Annotated in this window: 30 protein-coding genes; 14 read left to right on the forward strand and 16 right to left on the reverse strand. The window is 56.4% G+C overall.

Annotated features, from left to right (window positions below; genetic code table 11):
• Positions 1 to 12: 12 nt before the first annotated feature.
• Both E1297_RS35935 and E1297_RS35940 read right to left on the reverse strand, forming a co-directional pair.
• Positions 13 to 981, reverse strand: coding sequence for an SIS domain-containing protein (locus E1297_RS35935; protein WP_155146695.1), 969 nt, complete (start codon positions 979 to 981; stop codon positions 13 to 15).
• Positions 978 to 1,592, reverse strand: a complete 615-nt coding sequence (locus tag E1297_RS35940; RefSeq protein WP_368669799.1) for a ribonuclease D — start codon at positions 1,590 to 1,592, stop codon at positions 978 to 980. The genes E1297_RS35935 and E1297_RS35940 overlap by 4 nt, the downstream gene beginning before the upstream one ends.
• Positions 1,593 to 1,724: 132 nt before the next feature.
• On the opposite strand from E1297_RS35940, the gene E1297_RS35945 reads away from it, so the two are divergent.
• The 8 genes from E1297_RS35945 (at position 1,725) to E1297_RS35980 (ending at position 8,914) form a co-directional block, all read left to right on the forward strand.
• Positions 1,725 to 1,988 carry a metal-sensing transcriptional repressor gene (locus E1297_RS35945; RefSeq protein ID WP_155146697.1) on the forward strand — a complete coding sequence of 88 codons (264 nt, stop codon included), beginning with the start codon at positions 1,725 to 1,727 and terminating at the stop codon, positions 1,986 to 1,988.
• A 3-nt stretch (positions 1,989 to 1,991) separates the two neighbouring features.
• Positions 1,992 to 3,311 carry an MFS transporter gene (locus tag E1297_RS35950; protein ID WP_155146699.1) on the forward strand — a complete coding sequence of 440 codons (1,320 nt, stop codon included), beginning with the start codon at positions 1,992 to 1,994 and terminating at the stop codon, positions 3,309 to 3,311.
• A gap of 56 nt (positions 3,312 to 3,367) precedes the next feature.
• Positions 3,368 to 3,796, forward strand: a complete 429-nt coding sequence (locus tag E1297_RS35955; protein ID WP_155146700.1) for an Lrp/AsnC family transcriptional regulator — start codon at positions 3,368 to 3,370, stop codon at positions 3,794 to 3,796.
• Positions 3,797 to 3,868: 72 nt separating this feature from the next.
• On the forward strand, positions 3,869 to 4,573 hold the full coding sequence (locus E1297_RS35960; RefSeq protein WP_209016208.1) for a lytic transglycosylase domain-containing protein: 705 nt from the start codon (positions 3,869 to 3,871) through the stop codon (positions 4,571 to 4,573).
• Positions 4,574 to 4,582: 9 nt separating this feature from the next.
• On the forward strand, positions 4,583 to 6,670 hold the full coding sequence (gene flhA, locus E1297_RS35965) for a flagellar biosynthesis protein FlhA (protein WP_209016209.1): 2,088 nt from the start codon (positions 4,583 to 4,585) through the stop codon (positions 6,668 to 6,670).
• Positions 6,667 to 7,437 (forward strand): flagellar biosynthetic protein FliR, encoded by a 771-nt coding sequence (locus E1297_RS35970; protein WP_155146702.1) that lies wholly within the window; start codon positions 6,667 to 6,669, stop codon positions 7,435 to 7,437. The genes flhA and E1297_RS35970 overlap by 4 nt, the downstream gene beginning before the upstream one ends.
• Positions 7,434 to 8,522, forward strand: coding sequence for a flagellar type III secretion system protein FlhB (gene flhB, locus E1297_RS35975; protein WP_155146704.1), 1,089 nt, complete (start codon positions 7,434 to 7,436; stop codon positions 8,520 to 8,522). The genes E1297_RS35970 and flhB overlap by 4 nt, the downstream gene beginning before the upstream one ends.
• A 29-nt stretch (positions 8,523 to 8,551) precedes the next feature.
• Positions 8,552 to 8,914, forward strand: a complete 363-nt coding sequence (locus E1297_RS35980) for a hypothetical protein (protein WP_209016210.1) — start codon at positions 8,552 to 8,554, stop codon at positions 8,912 to 8,914.
• A gap of 42 nt (positions 8,915 to 8,956) precedes the next feature.
• On the opposite strand, the gene E1297_RS35985 is transcribed toward E1297_RS35980, so the two are convergent.
• The 9 genes from E1297_RS35985 to E1297_RS36025 are packed head-to-tail and all read right to left on the reverse strand — an operon-like array spanning position 8,957 to position 13,532.
• Positions 8,957 to 9,490: a flagellar basal body-associated protein FliL gene (locus E1297_RS35985; RefSeq protein WP_170336650.1), complete on the reverse strand. Its 534-nt coding sequence runs from the start codon at positions 9,488 to 9,490 to the stop codon at positions 8,957 to 8,959.
• 9 nt (positions 9,491 to 9,499) lie between these two features.
• Complete coding sequence (gene flgH / locus E1297_RS35990) at positions 9,500 to 10,228, reverse strand: flagellar basal body L-ring protein FlgH (RefSeq protein ID WP_155146708.1); 729 nt, start codon at positions 10,226 to 10,228, stop codon at positions 9,500 to 9,502.
• A 2-nt stretch (positions 10,229 to 10,230) separates the two neighbouring features.
• Positions 10,231 to 10,650, reverse strand: coding sequence for a flagellar basal body P-ring formation chaperone FlgA (gene flgA / locus E1297_RS35995; RefSeq protein WP_209016211.1), 420 nt, complete (start codon positions 10,648 to 10,650; stop codon positions 10,231 to 10,233).
• Positions 10,647 to 11,432, reverse strand: a complete 786-nt coding sequence (gene flgG, locus E1297_RS36000) for a flagellar basal-body rod protein FlgG (RefSeq protein WP_155146710.1) — start codon at positions 11,430 to 11,432, stop codon at positions 10,647 to 10,649. Before flgG ends, flgA begins: the two co-directional genes overlap by 4 nt.
• 24 nt (positions 11,433 to 11,456) lie before the next feature.
• Complete coding sequence (locus E1297_RS36005) at positions 11,457 to 12,167, reverse strand: flagellar hook-basal body complex protein (RefSeq protein ID WP_196223476.1); 711 nt, start codon at positions 12,165 to 12,167, stop codon at positions 11,457 to 11,459.
• Positions 12,167 to 12,439, reverse strand: coding sequence for a flagellar biosynthetic protein FliQ (locus E1297_RS36010; RefSeq protein WP_155146712.1), 273 nt, complete (start codon positions 12,437 to 12,439; stop codon positions 12,167 to 12,169). Before E1297_RS36010 ends, E1297_RS36005 begins: the two co-directional genes overlap by 1 nt.
• Before the next feature lie 3 nt (positions 12,440 to 12,442).
• Entirely contained in the window at positions 12,443 to 12,733 is a 291-nt protein-coding gene (fliE, locus tag E1297_RS36015; RefSeq protein WP_155146714.1) for a flagellar hook-basal body complex protein FliE, read from the reverse strand.
• A 12-nt stretch (positions 12,734 to 12,745) separates the two neighbouring features.
• Positions 12,746 to 13,132: a flagellar basal body rod protein FlgC gene (flgC, locus tag E1297_RS36020; RefSeq protein WP_155146716.1), complete on the reverse strand. Its 387-nt coding sequence runs from the start codon at positions 13,130 to 13,132 to the stop codon at positions 12,746 to 12,748.
• A gap of 10 nt (positions 13,133 to 13,142) precedes the next feature.
• Complete coding sequence (locus E1297_RS36025; RefSeq protein ID WP_155146923.1) at positions 13,143 to 13,532, reverse strand: FlgB family protein; 390 nt, start codon at positions 13,530 to 13,532, stop codon at positions 13,143 to 13,145.
• A gap of 86 nt (positions 13,533 to 13,618) precedes the next feature.
• Between E1297_RS36025 and E1297_RS36030 the strand changes: the two genes are divergently transcribed.
• The 6 genes from E1297_RS36030 to E1297_RS36055 all read left to right on the forward strand — a co-directional run bounded on the left by E1297_RS36030 (position 13,619) and on the right by E1297_RS36055 (position 20,867).
• Positions 13,619 to 14,956, forward strand: coding sequence for a FliI/YscN family ATPase (locus E1297_RS36030; protein WP_155146718.1), 1,338 nt, complete (start codon positions 13,619 to 13,621; stop codon positions 14,954 to 14,956).
• Positions 14,957 to 15,048: 92 nt separating this feature from the next.
• Complete coding sequence (locus tag E1297_RS36035; RefSeq protein ID WP_155146719.1) at positions 15,049 to 15,888, forward strand: flagellar motor protein MotB; 840 nt, start codon at positions 15,049 to 15,051, stop codon at positions 15,886 to 15,888.
• 97 nt (positions 15,889 to 15,985) lie between these two features.
• Positions 15,986 to 17,281 carry a flagellar hook protein FlgE gene (locus E1297_RS36040; RefSeq protein WP_196223477.1) on the forward strand — a complete coding sequence of 432 codons (1,296 nt, stop codon included), beginning with the start codon at positions 15,986 to 15,988 and terminating at the stop codon, positions 17,279 to 17,281.
• A 33-nt stretch (positions 17,282 to 17,314) separates the two neighbouring features.
• Positions 17,315 to 18,766, forward strand: a complete 1,452-nt coding sequence (flgK, locus tag E1297_RS36045; protein WP_155146723.1) for a flagellar hook-associated protein FlgK — start codon at positions 17,315 to 17,317, stop codon at positions 18,764 to 18,766.
• Between the two features lie 2 nt (positions 18,767 to 18,768).
• The gene (locus E1297_RS36050; RefSeq protein ID WP_155146725.1) at positions 18,769 to 19,776 is read left to right on the forward strand and encodes a flagellin; all 1,008 of its coding nucleotides are present in this window, start codon (positions 18,769 to 18,771) and stop codon (positions 19,774 to 19,776) included.
• Entirely contained in the window at positions 19,773 to 20,867 is a 1,095-nt protein-coding gene (locus E1297_RS36055; protein ID WP_155146727.1) for a flagellar basal body P-ring protein FlgI, read from the forward strand. The genes E1297_RS36050 and E1297_RS36055 overlap by 4 nt, the downstream gene beginning before the upstream one ends.
• A gap of 64 nt (positions 20,868 to 20,931) precedes the next feature.
• Here E1297_RS36055 and E1297_RS36060 read toward each other — a convergent pair whose 3' ends face one another.
• The 5 genes from E1297_RS36060 to E1297_RS36080 are packed head-to-tail and all read right to left on the reverse strand — an operon-like array spanning position 20,932 to position 25,532.
• On the reverse strand, positions 20,932 to 21,576 hold the full coding sequence (locus E1297_RS36060) for a DUF1523 family protein (RefSeq protein WP_155146729.1): 645 nt from the start codon (positions 21,574 to 21,576) through the stop codon (positions 20,932 to 20,934).
• 10 nt (positions 21,577 to 21,586) lie between these two features.
• A complete protein-coding gene (locus E1297_RS36065; RefSeq protein ID WP_155146731.1) occupies positions 21,587 to 21,853 on the reverse strand; it encodes a hypothetical protein in 267 nt (88 codons plus the stop codon).
• Between the two features lies 1 nt (position 21,854).
• Positions 21,855 to 23,192 (reverse strand): DUF6638 family protein, encoded by a 1,338-nt coding sequence (locus tag E1297_RS36070; RefSeq protein ID WP_155146733.1) that lies wholly within the window; start codon positions 23,190 to 23,192, stop codon positions 21,855 to 21,857.
• 58 nt (positions 23,193 to 23,250) lie between these two features.
• The gene (locus E1297_RS36075) at positions 23,251 to 23,601 is read right to left on the reverse strand and encodes a hypothetical protein (protein ID WP_155146735.1); all 351 of its coding nucleotides are present in this window, start codon (positions 23,599 to 23,601) and stop codon (positions 23,251 to 23,253) included.
• Complete coding sequence (locus tag E1297_RS36080; protein ID WP_155146737.1) at positions 23,598 to 25,532, reverse strand: ATP-binding protein; 1,935 nt, start codon at positions 25,530 to 25,532, stop codon at positions 23,598 to 23,600. Before E1297_RS36080 ends, E1297_RS36075 begins: the two co-directional genes overlap by 4 nt.
• Between the last annotated feature and the right edge of the window lies 1 nt (position 25,533).

Genomic DNA, 25,533 nt, shown 5'->3' on the forward strand with positions numbered 1-25,533 from the left:
CTCAGCCTCCCGTCAGCCCAAACCGACCCGCAGACAGTCATGGATGTGCAGGATGCCCTCGGCCCGACCACCGGACGCGGGATCAACAACAAACAGACATGTGATTTTCGGTTTTTGCATGGTCATCAACGCCACCGCACCTTCGGCCAGCTCGTCGGGACCAATTGTGCGGGGATCAATTGTCATGACCTCATCGACAGTCAAATCCAGAAGCCCCTGCATATGGCGGCGAAGGTCCCCGTCAGTGACAATGCCCAACAAGCGGTCATTCTCGCCGGTTACTCCAACGACACCAAACCCCTTCTGGCTCATAACCAACAGGGCTTCGCTCATCTGCGTGCCAGACGGAACGACAGGAATATCGGTGTGCATCAAATCACGCACCTTGCTGAGCTGTGCGCCCAGTTTGCCACCCGGATGAAAATCTCGGAAATTCTCAGGCTTGAAGTCACGATACTTCATCAACGCGATGGCCAAGGCGTCGCCCATAGCCAACGTCAGTGTTGTCGATATGGATGGCACCATGCCAAACCCACAGGCCTCGCCCATCGATGGGATCAGCAGATGCACGTCCGCCTGTTTCATCAATGTGCTTTCGGGCTTGCTGGACAATCCGATCAACGGAATTCCGAAACGGCGTGTAAAAGCCAGCAGGTTTGCCAGTTCAGGCGCTTCTCCCGAATTCGAAATCGCGAGGACAACATCGCCCTTGGACAACATGCCCAAATCACCATGACTGGCCTCGGCTGGATGCACGAAATAGGCGGGCGTGCCGGTGCTGGCCAGCGTTGCAGCAATCTTGTGACCAATGTGGCCAGACTTGCCGATACCGCTGACGATGATACGGCCCGTAGCCTGCAGGATCATCTGCACCGCTTCGGCAAAATCCTGATCGAGGCTGCCCGCAAGAGCATCAAGGGCGCGGGCCTCGTCAGTGACGACCTGCTTTGCGGTTTTCAGAAAAGACTCGTTGTCGGTCATGAGTGCGCAAAAATATCCGTTTCGGGCCAGCCAGCGAGATCAAGTTTCGCACGCATCGGCAGAAAATCAAAACAGGCCTGAGCCATCTCAGCCCGATCTTCGCGATCCAGACGTTTGTTCAACTCGTCCCGCAGGCGGTGCAGATAAAGAACGTCGGATGCAGCATATTCCAGCTGGGCATCTGTCAGAGTTTCAGCTCCCCAGTCGCTCATCTGCTGTTGTTTCGAGATGTCGATACCCAGCAATTCCTGACACAGGTTCTTCAAACCGTGACGGTCGGTATAGGTGCGTACAAGCCGGCTTGCGATCTTGGTGCAATAAACCGGGGCCGCCAACGCGCCGAACGCATGATACATCGCAGCGATGTCGAAACGGCCGAAGTGAAACAATTTCAACACGTTGGGGTTTTCAAGCATGGCACACAGGTTTGGTGCTGCAGCTTGCCCCTTTTCGACCTGAACGATGTGGCTGTTGCCATCACCGCCCGACATCTGGATCACACACAGGCGATCCCGATGCGGGTTCAGCCCCATGGTTTCACAATCGATGGCTACGACGGGACCCAGATCCAGCCCATCCGGCAGGTCATTCTTGTACAGGTGGTTGGCCACGAAAAATTCCTTTGTGCGGTATCGACCCCGAGATAGGAGGTTTGGCCCGTAAACTCAACGCTCTCGGTACAAGCCCGCCGACTGAGCGCACCTGAATTGACAATATCCCCATGGGGAGGATAAGGATAATCCATGACGAACCACACACACGAATCTCATCCACAGATCACTGCGCGTCTGAAACGTGCACATGGGCATCTGGCCAAGGTTATTGCCATGCTCGAAGATCACGCACCCTGTGCCGACATTGCGCAGCAGCTGTTTGCGGTCGAAAAAGCCATAACCAATGCCAAGCGTGTTCTGATCCATGACCATATCGATCACTGCCTCTCGCCCGAGACCAACAGTGACCGCTCCGGCATCGACGATTTCAAAACCATCACAAAGTACCTGTAACCAATGCTGAGCATTCTCAGAAATCGCACCTATCGCCATCTGTTCGCGGCACAGATTGTCGCCCTGACGGGAACTGGACTGGCCACGATTGCGCTGGGCCTGCTGGCTTATGATCTGGCCGGAAATGCTGCGGGTATGGTTCTGGGGACAGCTTTGACCATCAAAATGGTGGCATATGTCACAATCGCCCCACTAGCGGCGGCTTTCGCAGAACAACTGGATCGACGTAAGATGTTGGTCGCGCTGGATCTTGTGCGTGCCGCGGTTGCTGTCTGCCTGCCGTTCGTCACTGAGGTCTGGCAGGTCTATGTTCTGATTTTTGTACTGCAATCCGCTTCTGCAGGATTTACCCCCGCCTTTCAGGCGACGATTCCCGATGTTCTGCCGGATGAGCAGGATTATACCAAAGCGCTGTCCCTGTCCCGGCTGGCCGTTGATATGGAAAGCCTGCTCAGCCCAATGCTGGCCGCTGCGCTGCTCTTGCTGGTCAGCTTTGACAGCCTGTTCTGGGGCACCAGCATTGGTTTTGTCGCCTCGGCGCTGCTGGTTGTATCGGTCACACTCCCCTCGCCAAAACCAAAAGAGCGTCGTGGGATATACGACCGCACGACGCGCGGCATTCGCATTTATCTGAAAACGCCGCGGCTGCGCGGTTTGCTGGCCCTCAGCTGGAGCGCTGCAGCGCTGAGTTCGATGGTCATCGTCAACACGGTCGTGATCGTGCGCACTGATCTGGGCCTCTCCGAAAGCGCCGTCGCCGTCGCACTTGCCGGATTTGGTGGAGGTTCCATGTTGGCGGCCTTTGCACTGCCCCCACTGCTGCAAAAAATCGAAGATCGCAAGGTTATGCTGACCGGTGCAGCTCTGGGAACTGCGGCGATGGCAATTGCGGCCCTGCTTGCGGCTGCAATTCCTGTTTCTTTGATGCTGCTAACGTTGATCTGGGCCTTTGTGGGCTTCGGATACTCTACAACCCTGACACCATCCGGGCGTTTGCTTACCCGCTCGGCCCATGCAGAAGATCGTCCGGCGGTGTTTGCCGCGCAGTTCACCTTGTCTCACGCCTGCTGGCTGGTGCTCTATCCGTTGGCCGGGTGGCTCATGACCAGTTATGGCGCAACTGTTGCTTTGGCCTGGATGGCGACCGCCGCAGTCTTTGGGGTTCTTGGCGCGCTGATCGCGTGGCCGCGCACTGATCATGGTCCGGTCCAGCATGACCACCCCGATCTTCCAAAGGATCACCCACATGTGGCCGGTTCAGCCACCCACGAACACCCTATCATTATCGATGATCTGCACCCCAGCTATCCGCGCAAATCTTGAGCATGGGCGCCAAACTGCCATAAACCGGGTTACGCCCTGCCCGACTCGGAGCTTTCATGGATCAGCTAGACCGTCGCATCATTGCCGCCCTGCAACATAACGCGCGCGACTCGACCACCCGCATCGCCGCGACGCTTGGGGTTGCCCGAACAACCGTTCATGAGCGCATCAGCCGTATGGAAGAGCGCGGCGTGATCGCGGGCTATTCGGTAAAGCTGCGTCAGGCCGAGGATACACCAAAGGTTCAGGTCATCGTTTTGCTGGAAGTTCAGCAGAAGGAAACCACTCGCATCATCAAACGGCTTGAGGCCTACCCGGAAGTCAAGCTGTGCCTCTCGATCAATGGCGAGTTTGACCTGCTGCTGTCGGCAGAAGCGCCTCGGATCGAAGATCTGGACATTCTGGTTGACGACCTAGCCAAAATCCCAGGCGTCCTGCGCACGAATACCAGCGTCGTATTCGGTCGTCGCATCGATCGAAGCTGAGACGCGATAACCGTCTGTAAACCGATAGCTGGCTAGTTTGTCCGGGATCGATCAGAATCCCGGACCGGCAGAATGCCAGATATCAAATTCCCACTTCTCCTGATTTTCTCGCAAGCATTGGTGGCGCATGTGGCCTTTGCCATGCCAGATGCCCGAACTGGCGGGATCTGTGATCAGGCCGCCCAGCGCGCTGCACGCTCAGAAGGTGTACCACTCGAAATCCTGCAGGCGATCACCCGAGTCGAAACCGGGCGTATGCGAGATGATCATCTGAAACCCTGGCCCTGGACAGTCAATCTGAACGGCAGGGGCTTCTGGTTCAACACCGAGATCGAAGCCAAGTCCTATCTCTTTGAGGTCTTCAAATCCGGTGCGCGCAGTTTCGATGTTGGTTGCTTCCAGATCAACTACCGCTGGCATGGCAAAGCATTCCGTTCGATTGATGCGATGTTCGATCCGGATGAGAATGCAACTTATGCAGCGCGGTTCCTCAAGGAGCTTTATATCGAGCTTGGATCTTGGCCTGCCGCTGCAGGAGCCTATCACTCCCGAACACCAGAACTTGCCGATGCATATTCGGCCCGTTTTCAGACCATTCTGGCGCAATTGGATGGCACGTTGCCAACGCACGTTAGGGGCAGCAGTCGCGATCCGTTCACGGCTGCTGCTGCACCCCTGATCCCTCTTCACCCAGCACAGTCTCAATCACAGCTGCGCCCGCTTGGGTCTTTGGTTCCGACCGCCGGATCAGCCTCCGCCTTTATCGCTTTCAACTAGGAGCTTTACGTGCTTCGCATCGACGCCCGTTCCCTGTTCTCGCCCACTGTTTTATTGGCACTGGCATTGATGACGATCATCGTCATGATGATTCTGCCGATGCCCGCCTGGGTTCTGGACGTTGGCCTTGCGGCCTCATTCGCGCTGGCGATCCTGATCTTTACGCTAACCTTGTTCATTGAACGGCCACTGGATTTTTCCTCCTTTCCGACGATCCTGTTGGCGTCTCTGATGCTGCGTCTGTCGCTGAATGTTTCTTCTACCAAACTGATCATCGGTCAGGGGCATACCGGACCAAATGCTGCTGGCGACGTCATCGAGGGGTTTGCTCAGTTTGTCATGAGCGGCAGCATCTTTCTGGGTCTGGTTGTATTCGGCGTGCTGCTGATCGTGAATTTCATGGTCATCACCAAGGGCGCGGCCCGTATGGCCGAGGTTGGTGCCCGTTTTGCGCTGGATGGTATGCCCGGCAAGCAGCTGGCCATCGACAGCGATATGTCTGCGGGCGCCATTGATCATCAACAGGCCAAGGAACGTCGGGAACGCGAGCAGCAGGAAACCACGTTCTTCGGCTCATTGGATGGCGCATCGAAATTTGTCAAAGGTGATGCAATCGCGGGACTGTTGATCACGCTGCTCAATCTGGTGATGGGGCTGGTGATGGGTGTGATCGTGCACGGAATGCCGGTCACTTCAGCCTTTGAAACCTACGCTATTCTAACCGTGGGTGACGGTCTGGTTTCTCAAATTCCGGCGGTGATTATTTCGATTGCTTCTGCATTGTTGCTGGCGCGGGGCGGAACCCAGGGGGCAACAGACAACGCAATCTTTTCGCAACTGGGCAAACATCCCGCTGCGCTGGGGACTGTTGCAGTCCTGATGGTGCTGTTTGCACTGGTACCCGGTTTGCCGTTTCTGCCGTTCATCCTTGGCGCCAGCGTATTGGGATACGCGGCCTATAACGTCTATCAGAAACAGAGAACCGCACAGGCTGTGGCCGAGACCCCCTCGCCGGAAGCGGACGCGCCGGTCTCTCAGGCGATAGGTGACATTCTGGATCTGGATGATGTGCATCTGGAATTCGCACCGGATCTGGTCAGCATGGTTCTGAATCCCGGCACCGGTCTGGACGCACGCATCGCGAATATGCGCACCTATGTTGCCTCGAGCTTTGGCCTGATCCTGCCTGAGATACGCCTGACGGATCGCGCGGATCTGCCAATGGGCACTTATGTGGTCCGGGTGCAGGGAGTTGAACAGGCGCGAGGAGTTCTGAATCCTGATCTTGTGTTGGCGCTGGTTCAGGATGATCTGGATCTGTTGCCGGAAGGAAATGATGTTACTGAACCGGTCTACGGCGCCCCCGCCCGCTGGATTCTGCCCAAAGACCAAGAGGCGGCGGCAATGAGCGGTGCAACCATTGTCACCCCGCCCGAGATATTGGCGACCCACCTGCTTGAAATCATCAAACAGAATTTCCCGCGTCTGCTAACCCTGAAATCGTTGCGCAAGCTTTTGTCGGAAATGACACGTCTCAGTGACCCGATTCGCGCCGAGGCCAATCGCAAACTGCTGGATGAGCTTATCCCGGACAAGGTTCCAATCGATACCCTGCACGCGGTTCTGCGACTGCTGCTCGAGGAGAGGGTGTCCATACGAAACATGGCGCTGATTCTGGAAAGCATCGCCGAAGCCCGTCTGACTGCAACGCAACCCGAAGCAATCTGTGAATTGGTAAGGCAACGACTGGGCTTTCAGCTGGTGTCTGACATGAAGCGCGAAGATGGATCGATCCCCCTGATCCAGCTGGCCCCGGAATGGGAGGATACATTTGCCAGTTATCAGATCGATGCGCCAAATGCCGGGCTGGACGTAGCCCTGCCGCCGAACTTGTTTAACAAACTCGCAGATGGAGTTGTCAGCAGCGTCGCTCAATCGGCTGACAACGGGCTGTTTCCTGCGCTGGTGACATCAACCCGACGCCGCAGATTACTGCGCACAATCATGCACGCACGGGGTGTTTCAAACCCGGTTCTCTCATTTGAAGAGATCGGCCTCGAAGCGCGACCCGCCCTGGTTGGAACCGTTCCTGCATGATCGCCATACCACCTGAGTTGCTTGCGCATTTGGGCGAAGGTTTATGGCAGATGTTTGCCGTTTTTCTGCGCGTCTCGGCTCTGGTTTCGCTCCTGCCGACATTTGGCGAACGAAGCATCCCTGTGCGCGTCAAACTCGGCATCGCTGCGGCTTTTACCATTATCGTTGCGCCTGCTCTGCAGACCCCAGAGATCACGCCCGCATTTAGGTCCATGATCACTTTGATCGGAAGCGAGATATTGACCGGTCTGGCATTGGGCACGGGTTTGCGGCTGTTCGTTCTGGCCCTGCAAACCGCCGGCTCCATTGCAGCACAGGCAACATCTCTGTCCCAAATTCTCGGTGGGGCGGCGGTCGAACCCGTACCAGCCATGGGATATCTGTTGACGATCGCGGGACTGGCGCTGGCAGCTTTGCTGGGCATACATATTCGCGCAGCCCAGTTCCTGATCCATAGCTATACGCTGTTCCCCATGGGCACAGTGCTACTTGCACCCGATCTGTCTGGTTGGGGAGTGATGCAAGTTTCGCGCAGCTTCGGACTGGCCTTTGCTCTGGCAACACCATTTGTGATCGCTTCGCTTATCTACAATCTTGCGCTCGGCGTGATTAACCGGGCCATGCCACAACTCATGGTCGCCTTTGTCGGTGCTCCAGCAATTACGTTCGCGGGACTGTTTTTGCTGTTTGCCGGAACACCGCTGATCCTTTCAGTCTGGTCCGATGCCTTGTTCGACTTTTTTGGCAACCCAATAGGTGTTCCATGAGCGATGCAGACGACGACAGCGACAAGTCATTCGAACCCACCCCGCAAAAGCTGCAGAAAGCCCGCGAAAAGGGTGAGGTTGCTAAATCCAATGACCTGTCTGTTGTTGCCAGCTATGCTGGATTGCTGATTGCCCTGCTGGCCGCCGGATCATATGCAGCCCAGGAATTGGGCGCGGTGTTTGTGGTCTTACTTGATCAATCACATCAAATATCATCGCTCATCACGACTGGTCCCGCAGCAGGGCCCGTCGGCGGATTGTTGTCCGCAGCTCTGCTTCCGGTTTCGATGTTGTTCGCCCTACCGGCCTCCACAGTTTTACTAAGCCTGATCGCACAGCGCGCCCTGATCTTCGCGCCGAGCAAACTCAAACCACGTCTGTCCCGCATATCAATCACCTCGAATGCCAAAAACAAATTTGGACGCGGCGGTCTTTTCGAATTCGCCAAGAGTTTCGTCAAACTGCTTATCTACGGCACTTGCCTGACGCTTTTTCTTCGATCCAACCTTACGGACATATTGTCTGCCTCTGCCGCCCCGGCAAAATCCTCGATCCTGCTGATGATGAACCTGCTGTTCCGGTTCTTATTCATTGTGATTGCAGTCGCTCTGATTATCGGTGTGGTAGATTATCTCTGGCAATACTCGGAACACATGCGGAAGAACCGTATGTCCCGAAAAGAGCTTCAGGATGAATCCAAGGATGCCGAAGGTGATCCGCATATGAAGCAACAACGGCGCCAACGTGCCCAGGACATCGCGACGAACCAGATGATGGCCGATGTGCCAAAGGCCGATGTGGTTATCGTCAATCCAACTCACTACGCGGTTGCGCTGAAATGGTCGCGAGCGACTGGGTCCGCGCCTGTTTGTGTCGCCAAGGGCGTAGACGAAGTCGCGGCATCGATACGTGCTGCCGCCGGAGAAGCGGATGTTCCGATCCATTCCGATCCCCCTACCGCGCGGGCGATTCACGCGACCGTCGAGATCGGGCAAGAGATCGCGGAGGAGCACTATCGCCCGGTCGCCGCCGCCATTCGGTTTGCCGAAGCGATGCGTAAACGGGCCAAAGGTCAAATCAGATGACACAGGTGCACATCACGAATCTTGCAGCCGTGACAGACGCTGCGTTTCAGAGAGAATATCAGAAGCTTCGACCGCTTTTGAAAGCCGAAGCCCACCTACAGAAACAGCTCTCAAATCTGGACGCTCAGGTAGCAGAGGTGCGCGCAGGCAGCTCTGTCACCGATGGTTACCGGGTCACAGGAACAGATGTTCTTTGGGGCAGTTGGGAGTCCGCTACAAGACGGCAGCTCAATATGGAATTGGCCCGAATCCGTTCCCAAAAAATTACAGCAATGGAGGAGCTGAAACTGGCGTTTGGTAAGAAGCAGGCGGTTGCCAGCCTTTCCCAGCGGCTTCGAAAGAAACACCAGAGCCTGCAACAGAGGGCTCTATTGGAGCAACTGTACTTCTGAAATCTCCAGTCGGCGCATTATGATAATCCGCCGACTAAAGTTTCATGTGTCCTGCCGACTAACACTCATGATCAGAACACGTGACACGTCATCGCCCAGATCCTTTTGCGCGACTTCCAGCAGGGATTTTCTCAGAACAGACAGATTGTCCGAATGGGTAAAATTGCCGTCAAACCCGCCTGTATTTGCATGATCAAACAGCACCTGAAGAAAGCTGTCCCGCAATTTTGGTTCCACGGCATAAAACGCTTCGGAAATACCCGGACGAGTTTCCAGGCTGACCGACATTGTCACAAGAGCCGATATCTCTTCGCTGTTCACCACCGGGACAACAAACTGCTTGGTAAGCTTCAGATACTCAAAATCCTCAGTCTTTGACTTTTCCATCGATTTTTTGGGGTCGGAATCTAGCTTTTTGGCGTTGGACTTATCTTCGCCCTTGGCCTCTTTGTACTCTGAATCTTGTGACCCTTTTTCAGCATCGGCTTTCTGGGCAGGCGTTAAAAACACTCCGACCCCAACACCAACGGCCAAACCAACCAGAAGGAAAGCTACGGGAACTAGTTTCTTGATCACATCGGCACCTCAGAACGGCAACACTGTATCAAGTATCTGCTGCCCATATCGCGGTTGCTGGACATCTGTGATCTGTCCACGACCGCCATAGGACACCCGGGCAGACGCGATCTTGTCATAGGTGATTTCATTTTGACGCGAGATGTCCTCGGGCCGGACGTAACCCGAGACCAACAACTCCCTAAGCTCGAAATTCACTCGCAACTCCTGCGATCCGGCGATCGACAGGACCCCATTGGGCAGTACATCGATCACCGTGGCTGCCACTCTGAGCGTCAGCTTTTCTTTGCGTTTGACTGATCCCTTGCCCTTGCTGACCGAAGCAGAATCGATCGAAACTGCCTCGTCCAGTGATGCCCCGTTTGGTAGCTGATCAGCCGCACGTTGCGGCAACCCAAACAGCTCAGGCACAGCGAGGCTTTCTGACCCGGTACGAGACCGGTTTGTATCATTCGTGATCTCAGCCTTTTCGTCCAACTCGATCACGACCGTCATGATATCCCCTTTTTTGATTGCCCTCTGATCACCAAGGAGCGAGTGTTGACCCCCACTCCATAGCGATGATCGGTCGACTGTACGCTGAGGTTGCGTGTGCAATGGCAGCCCGGGCCAGAGCATTGCAACATGTTCGGGTGAATCCGTGTTCGGCGTCAGGCTGGGGGGTTTGCCAAGGTGATCCAGGCGACCACAAGCAGAGACAGCAAGCACGGCGCATATCGTAAGTTTGGTAAATCTCATTTTCAGTTAACCTCAATTTGCCCGTCAGGCCGAATGCGACCTGTGATTGTGGTTCGGGATGAAAGATTCATGACCCGGATGCGCTCGCCCACTGCACCTCGACCAAGGGCGCGGCCTTCGGCCGTAATCGATAGCGTAGCCCGGCCAAAGACTAGAGTGACCAGATCGTTGCGATCCACGATTGCTGGCGGACCGACATCTGCTGCCCGAATGGGCCGTCCGGGATACAAAGCAACCCGGGCCTCCTGCCCTACCAAGATGCCCGGATCCGCCACCGCCCCCTCTACATCTATTGATTTGATTTCCAGATCAGACGCCAAAATCACTTCCTTGGCGCGAATGGTGCGGACCGAGACGACTATGTCAGCGTGAGCCATCATCGGCACAAGAAGCAGGGCTATCAGGAACAGGATTCGCATCATCTTACCTGCGTTGTAGCGCCCATCATCTGGTCGACGGCTGAAATGATCTTTGAGTTCATTTCATAACCGCGCTGCGCTTCGATCAGCTCTGTCAACTCGCGCACGGCATCAACGGAACTGCCTTCCAGGTAACCCTGACGCAACGTACCCAGCCCGTCCTCACCCGGAGTACCGACCACCGGCGCACCGGATGCCTCGGTCTCTTTGAACAGATTGCTGCCGACCGCCTCCAGACCCTTGGCATTCGAGAAACTGGCCAGTGTCAGCTCGCCCAACAGCTGTCCTTCAGCGGCATCGGCGAAATATGCGTAGACTTCACCCGAGGCATTGATCGAGATGGATCGGGCGTCATCCGGAATCGTGATTTCCGGTGCCACAGCATATCCATCGGACGTCACAATCAACCCTTCGGCTGATCGTTTCAGACTGCCATCGCGGGTATAGCCGGGCTGCCCATTGGGCATACTAACCTCCAGATATCCACGGCCTTCGATCGCTATGTCCAGATCGCTCCCGGTCGCAGTCAGAGCACCCTGAGCCAGCTGTACCGTTACTGCAGCAGGCCGAACGCCAAGCCCCAATTGAATGCCCGTCGGCAAAACCGTCCCGTCGTTGGCGTTGACAGTTCCGGCTCGGGACATCTGCTGGTAATGCAGATCGGCAAATTCAGCGCGTCGGGCGTTGTAGCCTGTGGTGCTCATATTCGCGAGGTTGTTCGAGATGGTTTCGACCCGCATCTGCTGCGCGGTCATGCCGGTCGCGGCAATTTTCAAGGCACGCATATGGTGTACTCCTGTGTTTTCTGATCAGCGCATCAGGGCCTTGAACGCACCCCGAACCCGGTCGTCTTCGGATTTCAGAAAGCTCTGCCCCAGTTCGTAGGCGCGTTGTATTTCGACGAGGCGGGTCACTTGCACGATGGCGTTGACATTCGATCCTTCGAGGAACCGGTGAAGAACGACCGGCTGCTCGACAGGCTCCACATCACCCTGCGGCCGAAACCGGGTGCTGCCTTCGCGCACCAGTTCGTTGAGATCAACCACCTGATAAACACCGATCTGGCCCAACAACTGGCCGTCCACACTCAACGTCCCATCGTTGCCGACATCGATTGATGCCGCATCAGGTGGAATGAAAACCGGGGCTCCATTGCTGTCCAGCACACGGTGACCGTCCATTGTCACCAGATCGCCTTCAGCGTTCGGGGAAAAGCTGCCGGCCCGCGACAGGCGGTTCCCAGAGGGCGTTTCGATCATGAAGAAACCATCTCCTTCGATCGCGAAATCGAATTGTCCGCCCGTCTCGGTCAAAACGCCCTGCTGAAACGAAGTATTGCGCGCCTCTGCTCGGCTCATGGACAATGAAGGGTTGCCAGGCATGTCCCGGATGAATTCCGAGAAAACCAGCCCCTGCTGCCGGTAACCGGTCGTGTTTGCGTTGGCGATGTTGTTCGCCACCAGCCGCATTTCATTCATGAGACCCGATTGTCGGGACAAGGTTACATAGGCGGTGTCCATCAGCGCCCTCCTGCGATGAGTGGGATGATTGTCGATGTGAAGAAGGTGACGAGGGTCTGGGTCATGAAGCCCATCGAAATCCAGAACACGATCACGATGGCGATCAGCTTTGGCACAAAGGTCAGCGTCATTTCCTGAACTGAAGTCAGAGCCTGAAACAGACCCACAACCAAACCCGAGACCAGTGCGACCGCCAGGATCGGGACCGACGTTATAACCGCAACCCACAGCGCCTGGCGCACGATGTCATAGAACAGACCCTCGCTCAGCATTGATCAGACCGGCATCCTCAGGATTTCCTGATAGGCCTCGACCACTTTGTTGCGGACAATGACGGCTGTTTCGACTGCCAGCTCCGTCTGCGCCAAGGCCTGCACCAGCGCATGCGGATCTGCCTGACCCACCATCGAAGACTGTGCGACTTGTTCGCTGTGCTTCAATGTTGCTGCAAAATCTTGAAACGTGGATCGCAGTCCCTGCGCCATGCCATCGTGATCGGGGTCGGCCTGCGTAGCGGGGCGCGCAAATGTATAGCTTTGCGCGGCATTCAGTGATCGGATATCCATTCTGGCTTTCCTTTATTTACGTAACAGATCCATCAGACTCGCCGACATCTGACGGGTCTGGTCGAACATCTTGAGATTGGCTTCGTAGCTGCGCTGCGCCTCACGTGCGTCCGCGATCTCGATCATCAGATCGACATTCGAGCCACGATAATGGCCGGTATCATCTGCCATCGGATGGCTGGGGTCATAGATGCGGCTCAGGTCCCGGCGATCGAGTTTGACGCGCCCAGCCTGCACCAACTGCTTGCCATCCTGATCAATCGCTTCGAAGGGGACCGTCTTGCGGCGGTACCCGGGCGTATCGGCGTTAGAGATGTTTTCGGACACGTGCCGCAACCTTGCGGCTTGTGCACGCAAGGCACTGGCCGAAGCAGTGAGGGAATGCGAAAAATCACTCATGATCTACCCCTCAGGCCCGGCCAAGACTGGTGCGCAGAACGCCGATGGATGAACGGTATATGGCCAGGGCGCGATCATGTTGCCGTTTGACCTCGACCGCCTTCAGCATCTCTTCCTCCAACGAAACGCCGTTGCCGTTGGGATCAGACGATGCCTTCGCCGTGTGTTCGGCCCATGTTTGTCCGACCATGCCACCACCGTGCAGGTGGCTGGGCCGGGTTGCGGCCATTGCGCTTTCGCGACCGGAGTTTTCAAAAGCTGTCTGAAAGGCCTCGATATCCCGCGGCTGGTAGCCCGGCGTATCCGCATTGGCCATGTTGCGTGAGATGACAGCCTGCCGTTGCCCTGCATGGGTTGCCATAGCGTACGCTGTCTTAAAGACGTTCAGGTCATAGAACATCGGGGCTTCTCCCTCGATCGATTTCAACCAAGGCTTAACTCCGATTCCTTTAGAAACCGTTTTCAACAAACGTTGGAGAATCCACGATGACAGATCTCGACCCGATACTTCTGAAACATGAACTCGACAGAATGACAGCTGTCCGACATGTCGGGCTCGTCTCCGGCGTTGCGAACGGAGTGATTGAGGTCGCCGGCCTGAACAAGCAGGCCCGGACAGGAGATCGCCTGACATTGCAGCGGCGTGAGGGGCCAGATCTTTCTGGCGAGGTTCTCCACGTCGATTCCGACCATATTCATATGCTGCCGAGCGCCGCACCCGATGGAGTCAGCCTCGGTGACCGGGTATGTCTGGAGCAATCACCAGCCTTTGCCCCGGGACTGCACTGGCAGGGCCGGGTGATCGACCCGTTTGGTAAGCCACTGGACGGAAAACCGCTGCTGGCCGGGATGCACAGTCGCGACATCATGCAATCACCACCACCTGCTGTCGCGCGTAAACCACTTGGAGAACGGATGGCGACCGGGCTGGCGATACTCAACACGGTTCTTCCAATTGTTCAGGGTCAGCGAGTCGGATTGTTTGCGGGATCGGGCGTTGGAAAGTCTTCGTTACTGGCAACGCTGGCCCGCTCGATGCAGGCAGATGCGGTGGTTATCGCGCTGGTGGGCGAGCGTGGGCGCGAAATCAACGAATTTGTAGGTTCTGCTCTGGGGCCTGATGCGATGAAGCGGTCAGTTGTCGTCGCGGCCACATCCGATCAGTCGGCTTTGGCGCGCAGGCGTTGTGCCTGGTCGGCGATGTCTGTCGCGGAGTTTCTGCGCGATCAGGGGCTGAATGTCCTGTTTCTGGCAGACTCGGTTACCCGATTCGCTGAAGCCCACCGTGAAATCGCAGTCGCAATGGGCGAATCCCCTTCTCTGCGCGGATACCCTCCATCCGTAACCCCTCTGATCGCCAACCTGTGTGAGCGCGCCGGACCTGGAACGTCGGACCAGGGTGATATCACAGCGGTCTTCAGTGTTCTGGTCGCCGGGTCGGACATGGATGAACCAATCGCCGATATTCTGCGCGGCGTGCTGGATGGGCATGTCGTACTCAGCCGCGAAATTGCCGAGCGTGGCCGATTCCCCGCAATCGATCTCAGTCGGTCAGTCTCGCGCAGTCTGCCAAGAGCAGCGACTGATGAGGAGAACCAACTCATCTCGGAAACGCGGAAGCTTGTTGGCAGCTACGAACAGTCCGAGGTTATGATCAAGGCAGGTCTTTATGCCGAAGGCGCCGACCCGCTGTTGGACCAGGCTGTTCGGGTTCATGAAGAACTGGATGGTTTTTTCGCAAAGACCGATCCGGATGGTATCAATAACAGCTTTAATCGGCTGGCTCTGATCCTGCGGCGCGCCACAGCAGGTCTCCCCAGATAGGGGTCGGCTCAAATCCAGACAGTTTTAAGTGTTAAGTCCACCTTAAGACCTGCGCTGCTACCCCGGAAGCGGGTGATAAAAAGGTGGTGGAGATGGGTGCGCAATCCAATGCGGCGCCAATCATCATCAAGAAGAAACGTGTGTCCGGTGGCGATGGCCACCATGGTGGCGCGTGGAAAGTCGCATATGCCGACTTTGTCACGGCCATGATGGCGTTCTTCATGTTGATGTGGCTGCTGAACGCAACGACTGAAAAACAACGCAAGGGGCTGGCGGACTATTTCTCGCCGACGATCCCTGTCAATCCGGTTTCAGGTGGAGGTGACGGGGCCTTTGGCGGCAACAACATGTTCTCTGAGAAGACTATGGTCATGGATGGCTCGGGCGCGAGCAATCGCAATCCGACCGAGGCCAAACAGGCACGCGGGTCTACTGGCGTTGATGCCAAAGGCGGCGGCAAAGGCGCATTCGAAGATTTCTCTTCGCTTGAGGCTCAATTGCTGGGTCGTACGGGCGAAAGCTTGGTGTCAGATAAGGTACTCAAGCACATAGTTACGCGTGTCACTGATGAAGGGCTGGTCGTGGAGTTATTCGATACCGACGATCAACCGCTGTTCGAATCGGGAACGGATGATCCTACCGACATGATGCGAGCGCTGGCTCTATTGGTTGCCCGGTCCTCGGATCTTGTGACCAACGCGGTCGCCGTGGATGGGCATGTTCGTTCATCCCCGATCGTTTTGGCGCGTAATCCGGTATGGGATCTGTCCACATCACGGGCACAGGTCGTGCGTCAGCTGCTGCAGGATAAAGGCGTTGATACAGAACGATTAAACCGCGTCACGGGCCATGCGGATCGGGAACTCGTGGCTGAGAATCCCATGGCAACCCGAAACAACAGGATCGAAATCATCTTCCTGAGGAACATTTAGTCGATCAGGATAGGACGCATTTTACATGTTAGCGCGGTGTTAAGGGCTGGCACGTTACCTGTTGCTACGACGATTGACGCAACAGAAGGGCGTGCCGATGACAATTTCCTCTTCGCTGAATGCTGGTGTGGCGGCTCTGAAAGCCAACGCCAACAGGTTGGCTACCATTTCCGACAACATCGCCAACTCATCGACATTTGGCTACAAGCGGGTCGAGACGGATTTCCACTCGATGGTCAATTCCGGTCAGGGCGGCGCCTATTCGGCTGGGGGGGTTCGAGCCACCAGCCAACGTCTGATAGATCAACGTGGCTCGCTGATTACCACCAACAATTCAACGGATCTGGCTGTACGCGGGCGCGGTATGCTCCCGGTTATGTCCAGCTCTCAGATCGGTTCAAGTTCCAAAGAGATGTTGCTGACGACCACAGGCTCGTTCCGTGCCAATTCCGAAGGGTATCTGGTGACCGAATCCGGGCTGGTGCTGCTTGGCTGGCCTGCGGCCCCCGACGGATCGTTCCCAAGTGTCCCGCGTGACACTCCGGCGGCGTTGGAGCCCGTTCAGTTCAGCCGCAACAAACTCTCAGGCTCTCCCACCACCAAGATGGATCTGCGCTTTAACCTGCCCGCAACCGCAACTGATGCGGGTGCACCAGGTGACAACCAACCTTTGTCAGTCGAGTATTTTGACAATCTTGGTAAGTCGGAAAGTGTGAACATTGAGCTGAGCCCAACAGTCCCTGCGACCGGGTCGAGCAACGAATGGACCATGACCCTGCGCGATTCAGCATCGGGCGGAACGATCATCGGGGAATACACGCTGACCTTCACCGATAGCCGAACGGCAGGAGGAACCCTTGCAAGCGTTACCACGGTGTCCGGTGGCGCATATGATCCAGCCACCGGCAGTCTCGTCGTGAATGTGGATGGCGGACCGATGGAAATCAACATTGGTCAGATCGGTGATTCCAACGGCATTACCCAACTGTCAGACACATTTGCCCCGGTATCCATCACCCGTGACGGTTCTGCCGTGGGAACGATGACAAGCGTGAAGGTCGACGAAAGCGGCTATGTTTATGCGCTTTATGACACAGGCGAAAGCCGGCGTATGTTCCAGATCCCGCTTGCGGACGTGCCCAATCCCAACGGCCTGAACGCTCTGGACAGTCAGACGTATTCCCCATCTCGTAACAGCGGCAAATTCTTCCTGTGGGACGCTGGCAAAGGCCCGACCGGAGATCTTGTTTCATTTGCACGCGAGGAATCGACGACCGACGTAGCAACTGAGCTGACATCGATGATCCAGACACAGCGCGCCTATTCCTCAAGCGCCAAAGTCATACAGACCGTCGATGAAATGCTGCAGGAAACCACCAACATCAAACGCTGATCAGCTTAGCGATCAACCGAAAGGAATTGTTCCATGAGCATGTCAACGGCCCTGAACAACGCGTTAGGTGGTCTGACTGCGGCCAGCCGGGGCGCGGCAGTCGTTTCCGGAAACATCGCCAATGCACTGACACCGGGATACGCCCGCAGATCGCTGGAACTGGCAACCAGCCCGATTTCCGGAAATGGGGTAAGGGTCGTTGGCGTGACCCGACATCAGAATCCGGTTTTGATGGCCAATCTCCGAACCGCTGATGCAGAACTGGCTGCCAATTCTGCGACCTCGGATTTTCACAATCGCTTTGAGAAACTTGTTGGAACCGCTGATGATGCCGCGTCTCTCGCGTCCCGCCTTGCAAAATTCGAAAGCAGCCTGACCACAGCCGCCAGTCTTCCGGAATCAGTTGAGCGGCTTGATCAGGCAGCGCGCAGTGCTCGAGATCTGGCTGCCAAGCTGAATTCTGCCTCCGAAGGGTTGCGACAGATGAGGTCAGACGCAGACAGAACGATCGGCAAACAGGTTCAAACACTGAACACCACCTTAAAAGACATCGAGGCGCTGAATGCACGTATTCCGTCGATACGCAATTCAGGAGGTGACATAGGTGCCCTGCTGGATCAGAGGCAGGAACTGATCAGTCAGGTCAACGATCTTGTACCGGTCAACGTTGTTGAACGAGAAAACGATCGCGTCTCACTTTATGCCGATGGCGGGTTGATCCTGCTCGAAGGGCAGGCGGTAGAGTTTTCCTTTTCGACCACCGGTGAAACAAAACCCCACATGACCATCGGGAACGGTCTGCTGTCCGGCCTTGAGGCCAATGGGCAACCTGTCAGAACCAGTGGGAGTTCTGCGCAGATACGCGGCGGCGCCTTGATGGCTCAGTTTGAAATCCGGGATGAGCTTGCTGTTGAAGCTCAGACGAACCTCGACATCGTCGCGCGTGACCTTATCGAGCGGTATGAAACCGCGGGCCTGGATCCGACGGCCACCGCAACAGATCCCGGTCTTTTCACGGATGAAGGCAACCGGTTCGATCCAACCGCTCCAGCCGGCCTGGCCTCTCGTATCGGTTTGAACACTGTTGTGAATCCGGATGCGGACGGCGATAGCTGGAAACTTCGCACTGGATTGGGTGCAGCAGCACCCGGAGAACCGGGTGACGCAGCCCAAATCAAAGCCTTTCGCGCGGCTCTCACCAATGCTCGCCCGGTCTCAGGAGCAGTTTTCGGGACCGGTGACATGCGCGCGGCAGAAATCACCGAGGCACTGCTGTCGAAAGCAGGGACAAATGCGCATACCGCATATGAGCGAAGGGTATTTGCCGCCAGTGCACAACTAGAGATGGAGAAGCTCGTTGCCGAGCAGGGCGTGGACAGCGATGCGGAACTACAGCGGATGATGCAGATCGAAAAAGTCTACGCCGCAAATGCCCGGATCATTTCGGTTGTTGACGAACTGATGGACACTTTGCTGAGGCTTTGATCATGACCCTGACCTCTATTGGTGACCTCGCACGCGGCCTGACCCTGCGGACGCGGAGCACCGAAATCAAATCACAGATTGAAACGCTGTCGTATGAGATGTCCACCGGCAAGGTGCAGGATGTCTCTGGCCGGCTCGACGGAGATTATTCTCACCTACTGGATCTGGATCACAAGCTGTCGCAGCTAAACGCTTATTCAGTTGTCACGAGCGAGGCGCGTTTGTTTACGGATGCGATGCAATTGAGTCTCGAAACCTTCAACAGTTCGATCAGCAATTTATCCACGTCACTGCTTTCCTTTGGAACAGCAAATCAGGCCGTCACACACGATCAGGCTTCGGTTCAGGCACGCAATGAGCTGGACACGATGATTTCCGCGCTAAACACGCGGGCGGGCGGGCGTAGCCTGTATTCGGGAACAGCGACCGATGTTTCACCTCTGGCATCCGCTGAAACTTTGCTGACGGCATTGAAGGCCGAATTGACCGGTCTGACCACCCCAACAGATATCCGCAACGCAGCCAGAGATTGGTTTAATGACCCAACCGGGTTCGAGGCCGTGATCTATCAGGGATCGGACAAGGCACTTGCGCCAATGGAAATTGCCGAGAATGAAAACATCTCGGTCCCGATAACCGCAAATGACCCTGCGCTCCGATCTGCCCTGCGTGATGTCGCGGTTGCCGCATTGGCAACGGATAGCGCCCTTGGCCTGACGCCTGATCAAAGGACGGTGCTATTTAAAGAACTGGGCGTCGAACTGGCCAACACCAAAGATGAGACCATCAAGCTACGTGCGCAGGTCGGAGCATCCGAGGCGCGAATAGAACAGGCTGCAACACGCAATTCAGCCGCAAAATCCAGCATGGAATACGCGCGAAACGCTTTGATCGCGGCGGACCCCTACGAAACTGCATCCAAGCTGAAAACAGTGCAGTTTCAACTGGAAAGCCTGTATTCCGTAACTGTTCGCAATGCGAACCTGTCACTGGTGAACTTCCTGAGATGAGAATCCTTGTTTTTCTTCTGGTTATGATCCCGGGCATCGCCAGCGCTGGCGCGATCCGGCTCAAGGATCTTGTGGAGTTCGATGGTGTTCGCGGCAACGATCTGGTGGGTTATGGCCTTGTCGTCGGGCTGAACGGAACCGGTGATGGCTTGCGCAATTCGCCATTTACCGAAGAGATCATGTCCAACATTCTGGAGCGTCTGGGCGTCAATGTGAACGGTGAGGATTTTCGCCCCAAAAATGTCGCCGCCGTTTTGGTGACAGCCAGCCTGCCGCCTTTTTCGCGGGTCGGCGGCCAGATTGATGTGACGGTTTCAGCGATCGGAGACTCCAAAAGTTTGCTGGGTGGCACGCTCATCATGACCCCACTCAACGCGGCGGACGGGCAAATTTATGCGGTGGCCCAGGGTACAGTTCTGGCAGGCGGAGCTGTGGCCGAGGGTGAAGCAGCCACAGTTGTGCGCGGTGTCCCGACATCCGGGGTCATTCCTTCTGGTGCACGGGTTGAACGAGAAATCGACTTTGAATTGTCCGCACTGACCCAGTTGCGGCTAGCCCTACGGGAGCCTGATTTCACAACGGCCGGGCGCATCGAAACCGCAATCAATACCGAGTTTAATCGCTCCGTGGCCATAATGCGGGATTCGGGCACAGTTGAGTTGAACATCGCCGCCACCCAGGCGCTATCGACAGCACATGCTATCGGGCGCGTCGAGAATATTCTCGTCCAACCTGAATCCAAAGCGCGGGTTGTGGTTGATCAGAGATCCGGCACCATTGTTATGGGGCAGGAAGTCCGTATTTCTCGCGTTGCCGTCTCTCAGGGCAACCTGACTCTGAGAGTCGAGGAAGCGCCAATCGCAGTCCAGCCTAACCCCTTTGCCAGAGGCGAAACCGTCGTGGTCCCCAGAACATTCGCTGACATAGAAGAAGATGAAGGGACCGGCCTTGCGGAAATTCCGGAGGCGACGACCTTGTCAGAAGTTGTCGCGGGCCTGAACGCTCTGGGCGTTTCACCTCGGGACATGATCGACATACTCAAAACGATCAAGGCCGCAGGCGCACTTCATGCCGAGTTCATTGTCAGATGACCTCGGCGCCGCTCTGTCGCGCGGCGCCTTGTTTGCGTCATCTTAAAAGGCCTTTGTGGTCACCTTACCTCGACTTCCAACTATCCAGCCAACGACGGAACCTGCCGCGTTTCTCTTCAATCGCGTCACCAGCGGCATAGAACCCATCCTCGACACTCTCCAGCATCGGATCGATTTTCGCTTGTCGAAACCGGCGCCAGCGCACCCAAATCGCCCAGACAACTGCAGCAAAAATGGTCAGGAAAATGATGTTGAACCAAGGTATTATCCGCACATCGGGGCCGTCGACATGTTTGATGAACACAGCGTTGGGAAAGATCGACATGAACTCATTGCGCCAGCCGTAATGCGTGACAACCACCCAGTCCGGATTGTCCTTGGTCGATTTCGCATCATTGGCTTCGGTGTAAAGGTTCGCAGTATCGAACTTGAAATAGGGCGGCCAGCCCCAGCCGGTGTCTTCATTGCGATAAACGATGGGTTTCCCGTTAGCACGGACCGCCTGGATGAATTGAACATCCCGGTTCGACAGGCTGGTCGACTGATCCTCAGGTTCGGACCAAAATATCCGGGTCCAGTCGTTGAGGTCCTGGCGCTCTTCGTAGGTATTCACGATCCGCACGATATCGTGCTGCGGCAGCGAATACTGCAGTATCACCGCTATCGTACCCCAGAAAATGATGATGAACGCCCATTTCACATAGGCCATGCCGTAACCCTCACATGTAATTCACGATATAGATCAGCGCGCCAATCGCCACCCAAGGCACGATATAGACACCCAGGATCAGTTTGCGCCGGAACGAGTTGTCATACACATGCAACCCCCGTTCAACAAAAGCGTCCTTGTCGCCTGTTTTGCCCTTTTCATCCCACCATGTTTCCAGCTTGCGCCGCCGAACTCCGCGCGAATAGAATGACAGGGCGAAATAGGCAATCGTCTGAACCACCAGCAAGATCAGAAACAGGCGCATTGCTCCGAACATCTCAACCCTTCCTTATCGCACCCCAAGGCCCGACACGGGCAATGACGGCCTCGCTTGCGCGGTCTTGGCCGCTCATATCGGGCTCATGACCAAATAGTGCGTCGCGCGCACCGGCTTTGTCCACCTGATACTCGCGTGCAAGGAAGTCAGCAACAAAGGCTTTTTTGGTTTCGGGCCACGTGGCGTAAGTACTGTAGAACAAGGGCTTGTGGCAGATGAACAACTGGCGGGGGTCCAACGGGGCCAACTCGGCCAGCAGCATGTTTACCAGATCGCGGTGTGGGGTATTGGCGGCGCGCAAGGTATAAAAATAGGCCGGGTGATCGGATGTAATGCGCGGCCATGGCCCACCATCCGTTGCCCAGCGCAGCATTTGCGCCAACCCGTGATAGGCTTCTGGCAGGCGATCCGCGTGATTGCGGGCCAGACGGCGCATATCACTGCGGTCAAGTCCGGTCAGATCCACGTCCGCGTTTGCTGCAGCATCGATCGTCAGGAAATCCATCTTCTGTTGCAGGATCGCGGCGGCATCCACGCCGCGTGCCTTGACGATGGGTTCGACAAGATCGTTGTAGTTGAGGAATTTGGCTATCTGGTTTCGCTGCGACGGGTCAAAGACATATTTGATCGGCATATCGTCGGGCTTTTCGCCCATGCAAATCGCCGCCGGGTGATCCAGATCCGGGAAAAGGTACAAGCTACCGAAATGCGCCGTCCAAAAGTTGCGTTGCTCGAATGCGGTGTGATGCAGGCGAACAGGGTTGCGAGTAACGTCGCCGGTTTCCTTGGCTGTCTCGATCATTTTCGCGATCAGCACATCGTCGAACCAGGCATCCTCTTTGGTTTTGAACCGTTCGACCATCCCTGCCAGTTGCTCGGCCTTACGCAGGGTGCCGCCGACAGTGTCGGCCTCAATCTCGATCTTGCGCAGGTTCAGCAGGTCGCGCGGTGTGGTGAGTTTGAAAACCGAGTTCACCAGCTCTCCGGCCACCGCATCGGTGGCGGTGAGGGCAAACAGCTGCGCCTCGTTCATCTCGATGAATTCGCGCAGGATATCGCGCGAGGTCGAGAATTTCACGTTCAGCAAAGGCGCGCGTTTTTGCTCGGTCGTCAGCAGGATGAACTGCCGGTTGACCCCGTTGGGATTGAGGTAGAGCTCATCCTCCAGCTCAATCCCAACCTCCGGCGAATAGCCCGAGATATCCACATGGAAATCCGTCAGCGCCGTGGTCTTGCCCGCCAGATGCTGCAACGCGCGGTTATACCGCTCGATCAGAGCCGGGCTGGAGATGTGGACGAGGTTGCCAAACATCAGGCCTTTTTCGATGAGGCGGATCATGAGACGTCACCGATCCATTTGCTAGATCGCAGACGTTGTCGGTCTAAAAATGCCATCTCTAAGGCTCCCAGATTCTGCGCAATCCGAAGGAAAGCACGCAAGGAAGCAAAGAAAAGGGTGCGAGCAACAACAGCCATCCGGGGTTAATGATAAATAAAAAAAACTGTACGAGAATTGTTTTCCCGGCTGCTTCAAAGAAATCTCCACCACCGAAAACGTGGTGTAACCCAATAACTATTGCAGGAACAACGAACATGCTAACCACAAAAGAACACAACAAAGCATCAAATAGTCGGTGGTTCTTCTCAGGATAAAATCCCGCTTCCTCGGTGGCCTCGATTGGCGTGCCATGGCGCCAACCGATCAAAACGGAGGCTATTGCCGCCAAGCTAAACAAAAGGAGCATCATTCTCCCTTCCCCTCCAGATACCGCCGCTTGGCCTCTTCCATCCGGCCCATCTCGCGGACGGCGTTTTCGATGGCGACCTCGTCGCTCTTGTCGGCATAGCGGAACTCGCTGTCGGCGTAGCGGTTGATCTCCTGAACCACCATTTCCACCGTGATCGGCTGGCGCAGGTCCTCAATCATCGCCTTCTTGGTGTCGTAGTCGCGGAACAGGAACAGGTCGGGGTTTTCCATCCACTCGTCGGGCAGTTCGAAATCCATCGCGCGGACCTTGACCGCGTCGGTGATGTTCTTGATCGCGCGGCCGGTGAAGCGCTCATCCGCCTGTTGGATCGCCTTGAGATAAGTGCCCAGCTTGGCGATCGTATCCATCTGACCGATATCGCCAGACACCCGGTCATAGACCTGCAGCAGAGCATCCTCATGCGGGCGGGAGTGGCTTTCGAAACTGGCGGCGACGGCCTTTTTGATCTCTTGCGCGGCATAGGCTTCGTGCTCGCCCAAGGGGATGTCGTGGTTGCGGCCCATCAGCAGGTGCAGGATGTCAATGTAATCCTCGCGCGTTTGCGGCCCGTCCACCAGAAATCGCGCGCCCGCGCGCTGGCGCAGGGCGTCGTCCACGTTCTCGGGGTAGTTCGAGAACATGCCAAAGGTGCAGTTGCCGCGCACGACGGTGTTAGCGCCGGCAAAGCTCTCCATCAACACGGCGGTGATTTCCAGTTGCCCGGCCGAGGACTGCCGGTCGCCGCGTTTGCCCGCCAGTTGGTCGATGTCGTCGATGGTGCCGAACCCGATGACTGAGGGGTCGATGATCGTGTTGATAAAAGCCTTGGCGTTCTGGCCCGACTTGCCCTGATAGCTGTCGATGTTGTCGGTGCTCAGGTTCTGATAGCGAAACGGATAGCCCGCGTTCTGGCAATAGTCGTTGATCAGCCCGGCCATCATCTGGATCAGGGTGGTCTTGCCGGTGCCCGGTTTGCCGTCACCCATGAACGTAAAGATGAACCCGCCAAGTTCCGCAAACGGGTTCAGGCGGCGGTCGAAGTCATAGGCCATCAGCATCTTGGCCAGCTTCATGGCCTGATACTTGGCGATGTGGTTGCCGACCACCTCGTTCGGTTTCTTGAATGTCATGGTCAGCGTGGTGGATTTCGCCTTCGATGCCGGCTCGAACCCTCGGATCGTCAGATCGTCGGCCTCGATATGCCAGGCGGCGTTCTGGAACGGGGCCAGATGACCCGCGGATTGGGCGCGCAGGGCGGCTTTCTCCATCAATTGCTCGGCATAGGCGCTGGTGGCCGCAATCAGGTGGGCATCGTCGGGGGCGTGTTTTGCCAGCGTTTGGTCCAGCTCCCACAAAGCGCCATGCAGGGCGAGTTGGCCATTGTCGGTCAGAATCTCTTCGATTTCGCCAATATCGACGGTGGTTTCGCCCAGATGCGAGGACATCAGATAGGCCAGTGCGTTGCCGAACGTGTGAGAGGTGATCAGAGCCTCAGCCGTTAGCAGTTCCGAAAACTCGGTCTTGCGCGCAGCAGGTAGATCACCTGCAAGGTTAGCACGTTTCAGATCGGCCAGTGGGGTTTGCTCCGCATATGCCTCGGCTACGGCCAGAGCAATGGCAATAGCCCGCCGAATAGCCTGCTGCGTCGTGGCCTGCGGCGGCGAGACCAATGCATCGCCATCGTCCGAGGCCTCGATCCTCTCAACCAGATGCACCCCATCCGCCCGCGCGGTACGGCGTGTCACCAACCCCGGCGTGGTGGAACGAAACCGTCGCCCGGTCGAAACCCCCGGAGACCGTTCAACGGCGACCTCAACCGCCTTGGCAATCCGCGGTGCATGTTCGAACCCATTCAGCAAGGCGGTCGCTGCGGGATAATGCTTGCGAATGTCGTCTTCGCGCAATTCCATCTGATCTGACGTCAAACTCATT

The organism is Roseibium sp. RKSG952 (genome assembly GCF_009711355.1).

Coding starts and splice junctions, on each gene's coding strand:
- E1297_RS35935 (WP_155146695.1), bottom strand. CDS start 981: ATGACCGACAACGAGTCTTTTCTGAAAACCGCAAAGCAGGTCGTCACT.
- E1297_RS35945 (WP_155146697.1), top strand. CDS start 1,725: ATGACGAACCACACACACGAATCTCATCCACAGATCACTGCGCGTCTG.
- E1297_RS35950 (WP_155146699.1), top strand. CDS start 1,992: ATGCTGAGCATTCTCAGAAATCGCACCTATCGCCATCTGTTCGCGGCA.
- E1297_RS35955 (WP_155146700.1), top strand. CDS start 3,368: ATGGATCAGCTAGACCGTCGCATCATTGCCGCCCTGCAACATAACGCG.
- E1297_RS35960 (WP_209016208.1), top strand. CDS start 3,869: ATGCCAGATATCAAATTCCCACTTCTCCTGATTTTCTCGCAAGCATTG.
- E1297_RS35970 (WP_155146702.1), top strand. CDS start 6,667: ATGATCGCCATACCACCTGAGTTGCTTGCGCATTTGGGCGAAGGTTTA.
- flhB (WP_155146704.1), top strand. CDS start 7,434: ATGAGCGATGCAGACGACGACAGCGACAAGTCATTCGAACCCACCCCG.
- flgH (WP_155146708.1), bottom strand. CDS start 10,228: ATGAGATTTACCAAACTTACGATATGCGCCGTGCTTGCTGTCTCTGCT.
- flgA (WP_209016211.1), bottom strand. CDS start 10,650: ATGATGCGAATCCTGTTCCTGATAGCCCTGCTTCTTGTGCCGATGATG.
- flgG (WP_155146710.1), bottom strand. CDS start 11,432: ATGCGTGCCTTGAAAATTGCCGCGACCGGCATGACCGCGCAGCAGATG.
- E1297_RS36005 (WP_196223476.1), bottom strand. CDS start 12,167: ATGGACACCGCCTATGTAACCTTGTCCCGACAATCGGGTCTCATGAAT.
- E1297_RS36010 (WP_155146712.1), bottom strand. CDS start 12,439: ATGCTGAGCGAGGGTCTGTTCTATGACATCGTGCGCCAGGCGCTGTGG.
- fliE (WP_155146714.1), bottom strand. CDS start 12,733: ATGGATATCCGATCACTGAATGCCGCGCAAAGCTATACATTTGCGCGC.
- flgC (WP_155146716.1), bottom strand. CDS start 13,132: ATGAGTGATTTTTCGCATTCCCTCACTGCTTCGGCCAGTGCCTTGCGT.
- E1297_RS36025 (WP_155146923.1), bottom strand. CDS start 13,532: ATGTTCTATGACCTGAACGTCTTTAAGACAGCGTACGCTATGGCAACC.
- E1297_RS36030 (WP_155146718.1), top strand. CDS start 13,619: ATGACAGATCTCGACCCGATACTTCTGAAACATGAACTCGACAGAATG.
- E1297_RS36035 (WP_155146719.1), top strand. CDS start 15,049: ATGGGTGCGCAATCCAATGCGGCGCCAATCATCATCAAGAAGAAACGT.
- E1297_RS36040 (WP_196223477.1), top strand. CDS start 15,986: ATGACAATTTCCTCTTCGCTGAATGCTGGTGTGGCGGCTCTGAAAGCC.
- flgK (WP_155146723.1), top strand. CDS start 17,315: ATGAGCATGTCAACGGCCCTGAACAACGCGTTAGGTGGTCTGACTGCG.
- E1297_RS36050 (WP_155146725.1), top strand. CDS start 18,769: ATGACCCTGACCTCTATTGGTGACCTCGCACGCGGCCTGACCCTGCGG.
- E1297_RS36055 (WP_155146727.1), top strand. CDS start 19,773: ATGAGAATCCTTGTTTTTCTTCTGGTTATGATCCCGGGCATCGCCAGC.
- E1297_RS36060 (WP_155146729.1), bottom strand. CDS start 21,576: ATGGCCTATGTGAAATGGGCGTTCATCATCATTTTCTGGGGTACGATA.
- E1297_RS36065 (WP_155146731.1), bottom strand. CDS start 21,853: ATGTTCGGAGCAATGCGCCTGTTTCTGATCTTGCTGGTGGTTCAGACG.
- E1297_RS36070 (WP_155146733.1), bottom strand. CDS start 23,192: ATGATCCGCCTCATCGAAAAAGGCCTGATGTTTGGCAACCTCGTCCAC.
- E1297_RS36075 (WP_155146735.1), bottom strand. CDS start 23,601: ATGATGCTCCTTTTGTTTAGCTTGGCGGCAATAGCCTCCGTTTTGATC.
- E1297_RS36080 (WP_155146737.1), bottom strand. CDS start 25,532: ATGAGTTTGACGTCAGATCAGATGGAATTGCGCGAAGACGACATTCGC.